14 protein-coding genes are annotated in these 12,347 nt (G+C 63.0%); 11 read left to right on the top strand and 3 right to left on the bottom strand.

Going from position 1 to position 12,347, the window contains the following annotated elements; genetic code table 11:
* Positions 1-42 precede the first annotated feature (42 nt).
* The 10 genes from K3165_RS04745 to K3165_RS04700 all read left to right on the top strand — a co-directional run bounded on the left by K3165_RS04745 (position 43) and on the right by K3165_RS04700 (position 10,118).
* Positions 43-1,233: a parallel beta-helix domain-containing protein gene (locus K3165_RS04745; RefSeq protein ID WP_221547649.1), complete on the top strand. Its 1,191-nt coding sequence runs from the start codon at positions 43-45 to the stop codon at positions 1,231-1,233.
* Positions 1,230-2,252 (top strand): SO2930 family diheme c-type cytochrome, encoded by a 1,023-nt coding sequence (locus K3165_RS04740; RefSeq protein ID WP_221547648.1) that lies wholly within the window; start codon positions 1,230-1,232, stop codon positions 2,250-2,252. The genes K3165_RS04745 and K3165_RS04740 overlap by 4 nt, the downstream gene beginning before the upstream one ends.
* Before the next feature lie 171 nt (positions 2,253-2,423).
* Entirely contained in the window at positions 2,424-3,425 is a 1,002-nt protein-coding gene (locus tag K3165_RS04735) for an alpha/beta fold hydrolase (RefSeq protein ID WP_221547647.1), read from the top strand.
* Between the two features lie 53 nt (positions 3,426-3,478).
* Positions 3,479-4,174: an aspartate/glutamate racemase family protein gene (locus tag K3165_RS04730; protein ID WP_221547646.1), complete on the top strand. Its 696-nt coding sequence runs from the start codon at positions 3,479-3,481 to the stop codon at positions 4,172-4,174.
* 151 nt (positions 4,175-4,325) lie between these two features.
* Entirely contained in the window at positions 4,326-5,453 is a 1,128-nt protein-coding gene (locus K3165_RS04725) for a S8 family serine peptidase (RefSeq protein ID WP_247713881.1), read from the top strand.
* 155 nt (positions 5,454-5,608) lie between these two features.
* Positions 5,609-6,769: a deoxyguanosinetriphosphate triphosphohydrolase gene (locus K3165_RS04720; RefSeq protein WP_221547645.1), complete on the top strand. Its 1,161-nt coding sequence runs from the start codon at positions 5,609-5,611 to the stop codon at positions 6,767-6,769.
* Positions 6,762-7,457 carry an NAD(P)H-binding protein gene (locus K3165_RS04715; RefSeq protein WP_221547644.1) on the top strand — a complete coding sequence of 232 codons (696 nt, stop codon included), beginning with the start codon at positions 6,762-6,764 and terminating at the stop codon, positions 7,455-7,457. The genes K3165_RS04720 and K3165_RS04715 overlap by 8 nt, the downstream gene beginning before the upstream one ends.
* Positions 7,458-7,468: 11 nt before the next feature.
* Positions 7,469-7,921: an ABA4-like family protein gene (locus tag K3165_RS04710; RefSeq protein WP_221547643.1), complete on the top strand. Its 453-nt coding sequence runs from the start codon at positions 7,469-7,471 to the stop codon at positions 7,919-7,921.
* Between the two features lie 56 nt (positions 7,922-7,977).
* Positions 7,978-9,528 (top strand): fatty acid--CoA ligase, encoded by a 1,551-nt coding sequence (locus K3165_RS04705; RefSeq protein WP_221547642.1) that lies wholly within the window; start codon positions 7,978-7,980, stop codon positions 9,526-9,528.
* Positions 9,525-10,118 (top strand): DUF938 domain-containing protein, encoded by a 594-nt coding sequence (locus tag K3165_RS04700; protein WP_221547641.1) that lies wholly within the window; start codon positions 9,525-9,527, stop codon positions 10,116-10,118. Before K3165_RS04705 ends, K3165_RS04700 begins: the two co-directional genes overlap by 4 nt.
* Positions 10,119-10,171: 53 nt before the next feature.
* Here K3165_RS04700 and K3165_RS04695 read toward each other — a convergent pair whose 3' ends face one another.
* Together K3165_RS04695 and K3165_RS04690 are read right to left on the bottom strand one after the other, a co-directional pair.
* Positions 10,172-10,303, bottom strand: a complete 132-nt coding sequence (locus K3165_RS04695) for an entericidin A/B family lipoprotein (protein ID WP_221428988.1) — start codon at positions 10,301-10,303, stop codon at positions 10,172-10,174.
* Positions 10,304-10,318: 15 nt separating this feature from the next.
* Complete coding sequence (locus tag K3165_RS04690; protein ID WP_221547640.1) at positions 10,319-10,450, bottom strand: entericidin A/B family lipoprotein; 132 nt, start codon at positions 10,448-10,450, stop codon at positions 10,319-10,321.
* 122 nt (positions 10,451-10,572) lie between these two features.
* Between K3165_RS04690 and K3165_RS04685 the strand changes: the two genes are divergently transcribed.
* A complete protein-coding gene (locus K3165_RS04685) occupies positions 10,573-10,797 on the top strand; it encodes a hypothetical protein (RefSeq protein ID WP_221547639.1) in 225 nt (74 codons plus the stop codon).
* A 4-nt stretch (positions 10,798-10,801) separates the two neighbouring features.
* On the opposite strand, the gene K3165_RS04680 is transcribed toward K3165_RS04685, so the two are convergent.
* Positions 10,802-12,337 carry a TadA family conjugal transfer-associated ATPase gene (locus K3165_RS04680; RefSeq protein ID WP_221547638.1) on the bottom strand — a complete coding sequence of 512 codons (1,536 nt, stop codon included), beginning with the start codon at positions 12,335-12,337 and terminating at the stop codon, positions 10,802-10,804.
* Positions 12,338-12,347 lie beyond the last annotated feature (10 nt).

The following is a 12,347-nucleotide window of genomic DNA, read 5'->3' as shown; positions in this document are numbered from 1 at the left end:
CAGGGCGCTGAGGCATCATGCTTTTCCGAGAGGGAGAGACACATGATCCGTACCGCGATTACCGCCATGCTGCTTGCCAGCGCCGCACCGGCGCTGGCCGAAATCCATTCGATCGAGCCGGGTGAGGGCGCGCAAGAGCGCCTGCAGGAAGCGCTGATCCTGGCCGAGCCGGGTGACGAGATCGTGCTGGCGGCGGGTCGATACGAACTGACCGATGGCCTCAGCCTCGATGTCGATGGTGTAACGGTGCGCGGCGCGGGCATGGACGGCACCGTGCTCGACTTCACCACGCAGGCAGGCGCGGGCGAGGGACTGCTGGTCACATCCGACAATGTCACCCTGCGCGATTTCGCGATGGAAAACCCCAAGGGCGACGGGATCAAGTCCAAGGGCGCAGACAATATCGTCTACTACCGCATCCGCGTCACCTGGACGCGCGGACCGCATCCGGAAAACGGGGCCTATGCGATCTATCCGGTCGAAAGCACCGGCGTGCTGGTCGACGGGGTGAAGGTGACGGGGGCGAGCGATGCGGGTATCTATGTTGGCCAGTCAGACCGCATTACCGTGCGCAACTCCATTGCCGAGGCGAATGTCGCAGGCATCGAGATCGAGAACAGCCGAAACGCGCTGGTCGAGCACAATATCGCCACCCGTAACACCGGCGGTATCCTGGTATTCGACCTGCCCGATCTGCCCGTGATGGGCGGGGGCAACGTGATCGTGGCGAACAACCTCGTCGTCGCCAACGACACTCCCAATTTCGCGCCTCCGGGCAATATCGTGGCGGGCGTGCGCCGCGGTACGGGCATCATGGTGATGGCGAACGAGGACGTCCTGATCGAAAACAATATCCTCTCGGGCAATCCGACCGCGCCGGTCATGGTGATCGCCTATGTCCAGCCCTATGACGACGAACGCTACAACCCGCTGCCGCGCGGCGTGGTCGTGGGCGAGAACACCTTCGACGGCGGCGGCTACGATCCGCAGCTGGAAGGCGGAGAAATGCTTAAGGCGGCATTCGGTGGCGAACTGCCTCCGGTGATGTGGGACGGTCTCGGTAGCCTTTATGTAACCGGCGAAGCGCCCGGCTGGTCGCTCAACCTGACCGAACAGGGCAAGGGTCTCGGCGCCGCGCAACCTGCGCCGCTCGCTGCACCCGCACCGGACGCCGAGTTCGACCGTGCAGGCATCGGCGCACCGGCAGAGCTGGAGGCGCGGCTTACCCGATGAAGCTCGGGACCGCCTCCCTTCTGGCTGCAAGCCTCCTACTTGCCGGGACGGTGATCGCCCGCGCGACACCGCCGCCCGAGCAATATGTGAATGATGCGGCAATCACGGAAGGCGGCCTGCCGAGGCTGCTGTCCGCCTATGGCTTCTTCGCCGACGCAGCGGCGCAGGAACCGGTTCCGCATGTCTACTCCTACAGGTTGAATACCCCGCTCTACTCGGACGGAGCGGAGAAGCTGAGGTTTATCTACCGCCCTGCTGGCTCGCAGATTGTCGCCAGCGGCGAGGGACTGCTTGACCTTCCGGTCGGCAGCGCGCTGATCAAGACCTTCGCTTTCGGCGAGGGCGAGGGCCGGCGACTGATCGAAACGCGCGTGCTGCTGCACCGCGCGGACGGGTGGCTTGCGCTGCCCTATCTCTGGAACGATGAACAGACCGATGCGCGACTAGCCGTCGCAGGAGCGCGCATCGACCTGACGACGCCGCGCGGCGAGGACATCAGCTACCGCGTGCCCAACAAGAACCAGTGCAAGGAATGCCACGGCCTCGATGGTGAGGTCGTGCCGATCGGCCCCAAGGCGCGAAACCTGTCGGGTGACTGGCTCGAACAGATGGTCGCGGCAGGGCACATCGACCGGATGCCGGAGGGCGCCGACCGGCTGCCCGTGTGGGAGCATCGCGGGAAGGCCAGCCTGGGGGATGCGGCGCGCGCCTATCTCGACGTTAATTGCGCGCATTGCCATCGCCCCGGTGCGACCGCTTCGAACAGCGGCCTCGACCTGCGCTGGGAACAGGATGACCCGAGGGCGCTCGGCATCATGAAGCGGCCGACCGCCGCCGGACGCGGGGCCGGGGACCTGTTGTTCGATGTCGTGCCGGGTGATCCTGACGCCTCGATCCTTCTGCATCGCATGATTGTGAACGAGCCCGGCGTGGCCATGCCCGAACTGGGCAAGGCTACTGTCGACAAAGAAGGTGTCGAGGCGGTGCGCAAGTGGATAGCGGACATGGAGCCGCGCTGACTTTCCTACAGTGCGCAGGGCTTGCTACCTCGGGCCCATGACCTTTCCTTATCCTCGCAAATTGGCTGAGCCGCGCGCATTTGTGGCTTCAGGAGCGGGCGTGGATTTTTTCGCTTTGAACCGTGTTCCATGTGTTCCATCCTGTTGGAAACGCTTTGCGGGAGACGGGCGATGAAATGGGTCTGGCGAATTCTGGGTATTCTGGCTGCGGTGCTCGTCATCGCCTTCTTTGCATTCCGCGTGCCCGATACCGACCCTGCAGAAATGCGCGCCAAATACGCAGGCGAGCCATCGCAATTCGTCGAGCTTGCCGATGGCCGCGAAGTCCACGTCCGCGACGAGGGACCGCGCGATGCGCCGGTCATCATGCTTCTGCATGGATCGAATGCCGACCTGCATACCTGGCAGGAATGGGCAGAGCTTTTGCGCGATGATTACCGCATCGTGCGCTACGATCAGCGCGGCCACGGCCTGACCGGCCCCGCCAGCGATGACGATTATTCGCTCGAAGGCTTCACGGCAGACGTCGATGCCGTTGCCGATGCCTTGGGCATTCGCACCTTCACGCTTGCCGGCAATTCGATGGGCGGCTGGATCGCTGCCGGTTACGCGATCGAAAACCCCGGACGCCTCGATGCACTGGTGCTCGTCGATGCAGCCGGGGCCCCGATCCGGCGCGAAGGTGGCGGCAACATTGCCTTCACGCTCGCCGGATGGCCGGTGGTCGGCGACATCATGAGCCAGCTCCTGCCGCGTTCGCTGGTGGAGAAGAGCCTGTCGCAAAGCGTGAGCAACCAGGACATCGTCACCGACGAGGCGGTCGACCGCTATTGGGAAATGGCGCGCTATCCGGGCAATCGATCGGCCACGCGCAAGCGCTTCTCCACCCCGCGCAGCAGCTTCGACGAGGAGGAGATATCGGGCATCCGGGTTCCCACGATGGTGATGTGGGGCAAGGAAGATGCCCTGATCCCGTTCGAGGCCGCGGGCTGGTACATGGATCACCTGCCCGATGCGACACTGGTGGCCTATGACGGCATCGGGCACATCCCGATGGAAGAAGCACCCGAACGCAGTGCGACCGACCTGATGGTCTGGCTTTCGGAAATGCGCATGGCACCGATGGAACAATCCATGGAACTGCCGACTGCCGAAGCCGTTCTAACCCCTTGAACATGAGGGGCCGCAACTGTGCGGCATAGAAAAGATCAGGAAGGAGCGCGGGTTTGCGCACATTGGGACTCATCGGCGGGATGAGCTGGATTTCCACCCGCGCTTTCTACGAGCGGATCAATCGGCAGGTGCAAAAGCGGGGTCAGCCAATGGCCAGCGCGCCGATGCTCATCGAGAGCCTCGACTATTCGCGGATCTACCAGGCCAAGCAGTCCGACGACTGGGACGAGGTTGCCAGCATCCTCGTCGACAGCGCGCGTAGACTGGAATCGGCCGGTGCCCAGGGCCTCGTGATTGCGGCCAATACGATGCACAAATGCTATGACCGGGTGGCAGAGGCGATCTCTATCCCTGTCCTCCACATTGCTGACAGCGTGGGCAAGGCCATGCAGGAAGCCAAGTGCGACAACGCCGCTTTGCTCGGCACGCGCTACATCATGACCGAGGGTTTCTATCGCCAGCGGCTGGTGTCTTACGGCGTCGACCTGCTTCCACCCGATCCGCAGGACGTCGAGCTGGTCGACGGCATCATCTACAAGGAACTGATGCTCGGCCGCGTGACCCGCGATGCGGAGCGCGCGCTCAAGACCATCATCACGATGAAGGAAAAGCAGGGCGCAAAAGCGATCGTCCTCGCCTGCACCGAACTGGAGCTGGTCGTCGATACCGATGCCAATGTGCTGCCGGTGTTCGATTCCACCGATATCCACTGCCGTGCAGCGGCGGATTGGGTGCTCGAAGCAACATAAATCAATCTCGGATTGCAACCCACATTGTATAATTGCGACATTTGGGTGACGGTCTGAAAGTTTCCTGCGAAAAATAGCCTTAATGCGGTTGCGTCCCCGTGCCTGCACGGCATGTTCCCAATCCTCAATTCTCTGGGAAGGGACTGCAAATATGAAATTGAATATGGGTCGCCTCGCGACCGTAAGCCTCGTTGCGCTTGCGGGAGCAGCTGTCGCTACGCCTGCCGCTGCACAGAAAATCGAAAACCAGTACGTCTGCGTGTTCAACCCCGGCCTCGTGAGCCAGGGTCAGGTCAAGGCAGAAGCCAGCCGTTCGGCGCGCGCTGCCGGCGGCAACGTCAAGTTTACCTACGAACGCACCATCCGCGGTTTCGCGGTCAACGCTTCGGCACAGGGTGTCGCCAACATGCAGGCGAAGAACCCGCGCATCGCCTATTGTGAGCAGGAACAGGTCTACAACGTCTCCGCTCCGCCTCCTGGCAAGGGCCCTGGCGGTGGTGGTGATGGTGGCGGTTCCGACCCCGCCCAGACCACGCCTTGGGGCATTGAGCGTGTTGGTGGCGGCCAGACCGGTGCGACCGGCCGTGCGCTTGTCATCGACAGCGGTGTCGACCTCGACCACCCCGATCTCAACGTGAATGCCGGCCTTTCGGTCAACTTCACGCGCGACAAGAACGCTGACGACGGCAACGGCCACGGCACGCATGTCGCCGGCACGATTGCCGCTATCGACAACGGCATCGGCGTGATCGGCGTTGCTCCGGGCGTCGAAGTGATCGGAATCAAGGTTCTCGACCGTCGCGGTTCGGGTTCGACCAGCGGTGTGATCGCAGGCATCGAATATGCCGCTTCGATCGCCAACGCGAACGACGTGGCCAACATGTCGCTCGGCGGCGGCTTCAGCCAGGCGCTGAACGATGCCGTGATCGCGGCAGCGCAGGGCGGTCTCGAGTTCGCACTTGCTGCGGGTAACGAAAGCACCAGCGCGACGACCAAGTCGCCCGCTTCGGCCAACCACCCGAACATCTACACGATCAGCTCGTTCGCACAGGGCGACAACTGGTCGAGCTTCTCGAACTACGGCAACCCGCCGGTCGACTACGCAGAGCCCGGCTCGGGCATCCTGTCGACCTACAAGGATGGCGGCTACGCCACCCTGTCGGGTACCTCGATGGCGAGCCCGCATGCCGCTGGCCTGCTGCTGCTCGGTTCGATCCGTAGCGGTGGTACCGTGAACGGCGATCCGGACGGCAACCCGGACACCATCGGCATCAACTAAGACAAGTTGGGTCGCAGTTACGAAGGGCCGCGCGTTTCAGGACGCGCGGCCCTTTACTTTGCCCGCTTGCAGCGAGCGTTCTGACGAAAAGCCCGCAAGTTCGCTTTTCGTTCACGTTGTCGGCATGAATCGCCTGACCTAAGCCTCTCTCCCGCATGGAAAGAGCCCCCTACGCTGCCGATCCCGCCGCTTCGCGCGGACGCGAGTTTGCCGAAGATCGCGACGGTGCGCGCGGTCCGCGCAGCGAATTCCAGCGCGACCGCGACCGGATCATCCACTCGATCGCCTTCCGCCGCCTGCGCTCCAAGACGCAAGTCTTCATCGCGCCCGATGGCGACCACTACCGCACGCGGCTCACGCACAGCCTCGAAGTGGCGCAGATTGGCCGGGTGATCGCGCGCGAGCTGGGCCTCGACGAGGATCTGACCGAGGCCCTGTGCCTTGCCCACGACATCGGCCATCCACCCTTCGGCCATGCGGGCGAAGAAGCGCTCGAAGAGGCGATGATGCATGCCGGTGGCTACGATCACAATGCGCACGGTATCCGCGTGCTGGCGCGGCTCGAAAGCCCCTATCCCGATCACCCCGGCCTCAATCTCACCTGGGAGATGCTGGAGGGGATGGCCAAGCACAACGGTCCGGTGAAGGCATCGAACTGGGCATTGGCCGAGATCGATGATGCATTCAGCCTCGAACTGGATCAGTGGCCATCGCTCGAAGCACAGGTGGCGGCCGTGGCCGACGATATCGCCTATGACAATCACGATATCGACGATGGCCTGAGGGCAGGCTTCCTCTCGCTCGACGACCTGATGGAGTTGGACCTCCTCGCCGACCAGTTCCGCCGGGTCGAAAAGCGCTTCCCACACGCACCCCGCGAGATCCAGTTGCGCGAGCTTGTGCGCAGCCAGATCGGGCTGATGGTCAACGACGTGCTTGAAAACACGCACGCACGGGTCAAAGGCATGGCCAGCGCCGACGAGGCGAGGGGAGCGGGCGAGCAGACTGCGGGCTTCTCGCCGGAAATGGCGGTCGAAGAAAGACGATTGAAAAAGTTCATGTACGAGCGGCTCTATTACCACCCGGAGCAGATCCAGACTTCCGAGCGCGCGCGCGATGTCGTTTCGCGGCTCTTTGCCGCCTATCGCGACGATCCGAAGATCATGCCCAACGGGTGGGCGGACCAGCTGCCGGCTGGCGACCCGCATACGAGCCGCCACATCGCCGACTTCATCGCCGGGATGACGGACCGCTTCGCCATCGACCAGTGCCGCCGTATCTACGGCAAGGCGCCCGAGGGGCTGTCCAATGTCTGACGCGCTGCGCCTGTGCCTCGTCGGTGCCACCGGCCTCATCGGCGGCGAGGTGATGCGCGAATGCGTGGGCCGCGAGGATATCCGCATACAGGGCATTGGCAGGAGCGAGGCGAAGTTTCCGCGCGGCCTGAGGATCGAATACTTCGTGGCAGAGCCGTCCAAATGGGGCGAGGTGCTTGAGGCGATCCGGCCAAAGGCGATGATCTGCGCGCTCGGCACGACGTGGAAGAAGGCCGGCGAGGACGAGGCGGCTTTCAGGGCGGTCGACGAAACGATCGTGCTCGATACGGCAAGGGCTGCGAAGGAATTCGGCGTAGAGCGTTTCGTTGCGATCAGCTCTGCCGGGGCGGACCCGGCATCGAAGACATTCTACCTGAAGGTGAAAGGCGAGGTCGAACGCGAACTGACGCGCATCCGGTTCAACCGGCTCGATATCCTTCGGCCCGGCCTGCTGCTGGGCAATCGCGAGAACGACCGGCGACCGGGAGAGCGCTTTGGTATCGCAGTCGCGCCCGTTGCAAACCTCTTCATGCACGGCAAGCTGCGCCAGTATCGCGGCATCAAGGCCGAAACCGTGGCGCAGGCCGCGCTCGCACTGTCGAAGCGGGCGGCGCGCGGGCGATTTGTCCATGACAATGACGCGATCATCCGCGCGGCGCGAACGCTCCCGCAACTCGTGAACGACTGAGGGGACACACCATGTGGTCGATAGCTTTCAGCGCAGCCAACATCCTCGCACTGGTTATGTGGGTGGCACTGATCCTGCTGCCGCGCTGGCCGGCCTTGATGGCAGCTGCCCTCTATCTCGGGGTCGGGCTGCTGTGCGGAGCCTACGCCATCGGCCTGATCGGCATCCTTACCGGCACCATCGACCAGGTCGGCGGCACCGGGGCATCGATGGACTTCGGTTCTATCGAGGGTGTCCGCGCGATCTTCGCCAGCGATGGCGGGGTGACGATCGGATGGATCCACTATCTTGCCTTCGACCTTTTCGTGGGCATCTGGATTGCGCGCGATGCGGATGCGAAGGGTTTCTCGCGCATCGTGCAGGCGCCGATCCTGCTGGCGACCTTCATGGCGGGGCCGCTAGGGTTGTTCATCTGGCTGTTGCTGCGAGAGCGGCGCGCACGCGAGGGTGGCCGCTGGCAATAGCCCGCTTGTGCTCTTTCACATGCGTGGCATGATGCACGCAGAGGAGAGAGCCAGATATGACCGAAGAGCCGAAGCTGTCATTCGATGCCTTCGTCCGCCACTGGGCGGCCGAGCGACCGGATAACATCGTTCTGGAACAGGGCGACGATGCGATAACCTTCTCGGAATTCGAGGAGCGCAGTCGCAAGATCATCGCCATGCTTGCCGCACACGGCGTGGGCAAGGGCGACCGGATCGCCTGGCTGGGCAAGAATTCGCGCCACTATTTCGAACTGTTCTATTCCGCAGCGCGCGTGGGTGCGGTCATGGTCCCGATCGGCTGGCGGCTTGCTGCGCCAGAGATCGCCTACATCCTTGGCGACACGGGAGCGAAGCTGCTGCTTTTGGGAGAAGGCTTCGAGGAGATGGCTGCCAAGGCATGCGGTCAGATGGACAATCCGCCGGAAATCCTGTCGACGCCTGCCGCCCTTGCTGAAATCGATGCGACACCGGCTGGCGATTTTACGCCGGCCGGACCCGACGATGCGGTCCTGCAGCTCTATACCTCTGGCACGACCGGCAATCCCAAGGGCGCGGTCCTGACCAATCGCAATCTCTTCTCGCTCCGCGTGCCAAGCAAGGAAGAGGGGCAGCCCTGGTCCTTCTTCGACGATGACGAGGCGATTCTCGTCTGCATGCCCTGCGCGCATATCGGCGGCACGGGGCTCGGTATCATGGCGATGGGCGCGGGCATCCGTGCGATCGTGCAGGAAGAATTTACTCCCGATGGCGTGCTCGATGCATTCGAGCAGGGGATCACGCGCCTGTTCATCGTGCCCGCCGCGCTCCAGATGGTCGTCCAGCACCCGCGCGCCAAGACGACCGATATGTCGGCTGTGAAATACGTCATGTACGGCGCTGCGCCGATCCCGCTGGACCTGCTTCGCGAAGCGGTGCGCACCATCCCCGAAGCGGGCTTCATGCAGTGCTACGGAATGACCGAGACGACCGGCACCATCGCCGCGCTTCCGCCCGAAGACCACTCGCTCGAGGGCAACCAGCGGATGAAATCGGCGGGCAAGGCCGTGCCTGGGGCAGAGCTCAAGGTTATCGGCGAAGACGGCAAGGAACTGCCGCGCGGTGAAGTGGGCGAACTGATCTGCAAGAGCCCGTCGAACATGGCCTGCTACTGGAACTTGCCGGACGCGACCCAAAGCTCGCTCAAGGACGGCTGGATGCATACCGGCGACGCCGCCTACATGGACGAAGACGGCTATGTTTTCATCCAGGACCGGATCAAGGACATGATCATCTCCGGTGGCGAAAACGTCTATCCGGCGCAGGTCGAAAGCGCGATCTACGGCCACCCCGCTATTGCCGAAGTCGCAGTGATCGGCGTGCCCGACGAAACCTGGGGGGAGGCGGTGAAGGCCTGCGTTGTCGCCAAGCCGGGCGAGGAAGTGGACGAAGCTTCGATCATCGAATGGACCAAGGAACGGCTTGCCGGCTTCAAGGTCCCCAAGAGCATCGACGTGATCGATGTCATGCCGCGCAATGCCAGCGGCAAGATCCTGCGCAAGGACCTGCGCGCACCCTATTGGGAGGGTCGTGAGAGGCAGGTGAATTGAAGCGTCACGCGCCCGCCACGGCGCGCAATTCCGAACCGATCGCCCAGGTGCTCGCGCAGGAACTGCCCGGGCGGGGTCTCGTGCTCGAGATTGCCAGCGGCAGCGGCGAACACGCGGTTTTCATGGCGCAGCGCTTTCCGCAGATCGACTGGCAGCCGAGCGATCCGGACGGGGAAGCACTGGCGTCCATCGGGGAGTGGGCACGAGAGGCCGGTCTTACGAACCTTAAGCAACCGGTCGAATTCGACACCCGCACGGCTGACTGGCCGCTGGATGCAGCCGACGCGGTGGTCTGCATAAACATGGTCCACATCAGCCCGTGGGCAGCAACCGAGGCTCTGTTTGAGGGTTCTGCCCGCCTCCTTGCGCCGGGGGCTCCGCTCGTCCTTTACGGTCCGTACTTCGAAGACGATGTGGAGCCTGCAAGTTCGAACGTCGCTTTCGACCAGAGCCTTCGGAGCCGCAATCCGGAATGGGGCATTCGCAATGTGGCGCAACTCGAGGAGTTGGCTCAGCGATCCGGGTTCGAGAAGACGGCGCGTTACGAGATGCCTGCCAACAATCTGACGCTCGTCTACCGGCGCACATAGCAAAACGCCCGCCGGGTAAGGGCGGGCGTTTCGTTGTTCGCTGCCGATAGCGATCAGTCGATCGCGCGTTCTCCGGCCTTGCCGACGGACTTCACGTCTTCGCCGAGCCCTTTGACCGTATTGCAGCCAGCGAGGCCCAGTGCGAGCACGGTTGCGGCCATGAGAATGGAAGAACGTTTCTTCATCGGCAAATCCTTGTCTTAGTCGATAGCATCTTCGCCGGATTCGCCGACAGATTCAATGTCTTCGCCAAGGCCCTGCACGGTGTTGCATGCGGCAGCGCTGAGACTCATCGTGGTGATTCCGAAAGCGATAAGCAGTTTCTTGATCATGATACTTCCTTCCCGAAGAGCCCGAGAATCGGACGTTCGCCGGGATAGAACGGGTGGATAATAGCGCGGTTCCCTTAACGCCAGCTTGGCAGGAAGGGGACTGTTACCCATATCGCCGCGCGATGCACGATTTCCTGACCTTCGCCAGCGATGCCGATGTGCTCGGCATGTGGGGCGCCGCATTCCTGCTTTTGGCCGGATTTGCGCTGCTTATGGAGCGCAGGCGCATGAATCGCGCGCGGATCGACAGCGTCGGCTGGATACCGTGGACCGGCCTGTTCCTGACATGCGCCGTGGTAGGCGGCGGCCTGCTGGCCGTCGCCGTACCGGGCATTATTCGCGGCTGATGCCTTAGAGGCAGGCTTCCAAGTATGCTTGGTCGAAGCCGAACTGGCGGGCCTTTTCCAGCGTGTAGGGACGCAGGCCGCTCGAGCGGAACTCGCCGAGGATCTTGCCGTCCTCGCTCTCGTCCAGATACTCGAACTTGAACAGGTTCTGCGTCACGATCACGTCGCCTTCCATGCCGATCACCTCGGTGATGTCGGTGGTGCGGCGCGAACCGTCGCGAAGACGCTTCACCTGCACGATCAAATCGACCGATTCGGCGATCTGGCGGCTGATGGCTTCCTTCGGGATCTTGATGTCGCCCATCAGGATCATGTTTTCCATACGGCCGAGGCATTCGCGCGGGCTGTTGGCGTGAAGCGTACACATCGAACCGTCGTGGCCCGTGTTCATGGCGGCGAGAAGGTCGAAACATTCCGCGCCACGAATTTCGCCCAGGATGATGCGGTCAGGGCGCATACGCAGGGCGTTCTTCACGAGGTCGCCGATGGTGATGGCACCTTGGCCTTCAAGGTTCGGCGGACGCGTTTCGAGCGGCAGCCAGTGCGGCTGCTGCAGACGAAGTTCGGCGGCGTCCTCGATCGTCAGAACTCGCTCGCCCGGGTCGATCATCTTCGACAGGGCGTTGAGCATGGTCGTCTTACCCGAACCCGTACCGCCCGAGATGACGATGTTCATGCGGCACGCACCGGCAATCTTGAGCGCGGTACACATCTTCTCGCTCATCGAGCCGAAGCCCTGGAGCATGTCGAGCGTGATCGGCTTCTCGGAGAACTTACGAATCGAGATGGCGGTGCCGCGCAGCGAAAGCGGCGGCACGATCACGTTCACACGTGAACCGTCTTTCAGGCGGGCGTCGGCCAGCGGCGTGGTCTGGTCGACGCGGCGGCCGACCTGGTTCACGATGCGCTGCGCGATCTGGAACAGGTGCTGTTCGTCGCGGAAGCGGATCGGGGCAATGGTAAGCTTGCCCTTCTTTTCGATGTAGGTCTGGTCGGGACCGTTGACCATGATGTCCGACACGTCGGGATCGTTCAGCAGCTCTTCCAGAGGACCGAAGCCGAGCAGTTCGTCGACGAGGACCTTCTCGAGCGCGAACTGTTCGCGGCGGTTGAGCGTGACCTTCAGTTCGGCGAGCACTTCCATGATGATCGGACGGAATTCTTCCGACAGTTCATCCTTGGTCAGCGTGGCCGCCGCTTCGGGGTCGACGCGTTCGAGCAGGCGCGGAAGCACCTGTTCCTTGATCTTGTGGACCGATGCTTCGAAGCCGCCGACTTCACCTTCGGTCTGGTGTGTGGCGTTCATGCGCTCCGAAAGGCGGGCCATGGCATCGGCATTCGCGGCCGAGCCACCTGCGCCGGGAGCGGGAGCACCATCCTGCGGGAGGGGCGGGAACTGTTCGCCGCCGTCTTTCTTCTGTTCGCCCGATTCCTCGTCCGACGAGGAACCGCCGCCGCGCATCGGGCGCGCAACGCCGAATTGCGGACGCGCACCGGCAGACATGCCCGCCGACCCGTTTTTCCGTCCGAATGCACTCATGCCCTAAACC

The sequence above is a fragment of the Qipengyuania xiamenensis genome, from assembly GCF_019711495.1.
GTDB lineage: Bacteria > Pseudomonadota > Alphaproteobacteria > Sphingomonadales > Sphingomonadaceae > Qipengyuania > Qipengyuania xiamenensis.
Note: the sequence above shows the minus strand (reverse complement) of the source record. Positions and strands in the feature narration are given on the sequence as shown.

Excerpts from the sequence above, each read along its gene's own strand:
- K3165_RS04695 (WP_221428988.1), bottom strand. The coding sequence starts at position 10,303 with ATGAAGAAACGTTCTTCCATTCTCATGGCCGCAACCGTGCTCGCACTG.
- K3165_RS04710 (WP_221547643.1), top strand. The coding sequence starts at position 7,469 with ATGTGGTCGATAGCTTTCAGCGCAGCCAACATCCTCGCACTGGTTATG.
- K3165_RS04715 (WP_221547644.1), top strand. The coding sequence starts at position 6,762 with ATGTCTGACGCGCTGCGCCTGTGCCTCGTCGGTGCCACCGGCCTCATC.
- K3165_RS04740 (WP_221547648.1), top strand. The coding sequence starts at position 1,230 with ATGAAGCTCGGGACCGCCTCCCTTCTGGCTGCAAGCCTCCTACTTGCC.
- K3165_RS04705 (WP_221547642.1), top strand. The coding sequence starts at position 7,978 with ATGACCGAAGAGCCGAAGCTGTCATTCGATGCCTTCGTCCGCCACTGG.
- K3165_RS04680 (WP_221547638.1), bottom strand. The coding sequence starts at position 12,337 with ATGAGTGCATTCGGACGGAAAAACGGGTCGGCGGGCATGTCTGCCGGT.
- K3165_RS04690 (WP_221547640.1), bottom strand. The coding sequence starts at position 10,450 with ATGATCAAGAAACTGCTTATCGCTTTCGGAATCACCACGATGAGTCTC.
- K3165_RS04735 (WP_221547647.1), top strand. The coding sequence starts at position 2,424 with ATGAAATGGGTCTGGCGAATTCTGGGTATTCTGGCTGCGGTGCTCGTC.
- K3165_RS04685 (WP_221547639.1), top strand. The coding sequence starts at position 10,573 with ATGCACGATTTCCTGACCTTCGCCAGCGATGCCGATGTGCTCGGCATG.
- K3165_RS04720 (WP_221547645.1), top strand. The coding sequence starts at position 5,609 with ATGGAAAGAGCCCCCTACGCTGCCGATCCCGCCGCTTCGCGCGGACGC.
- K3165_RS04745 (WP_221547649.1), top strand. The coding sequence starts at position 43 with ATGATCCGTACCGCGATTACCGCCATGCTGCTTGCCAGCGCCGCACCG.
- K3165_RS04725 (WP_247713881.1), top strand. The coding sequence starts at position 4,326 with ATGAAATTGAATATGGGTCGCCTCGCGACCGTAAGCCTCGTTGCGCTT.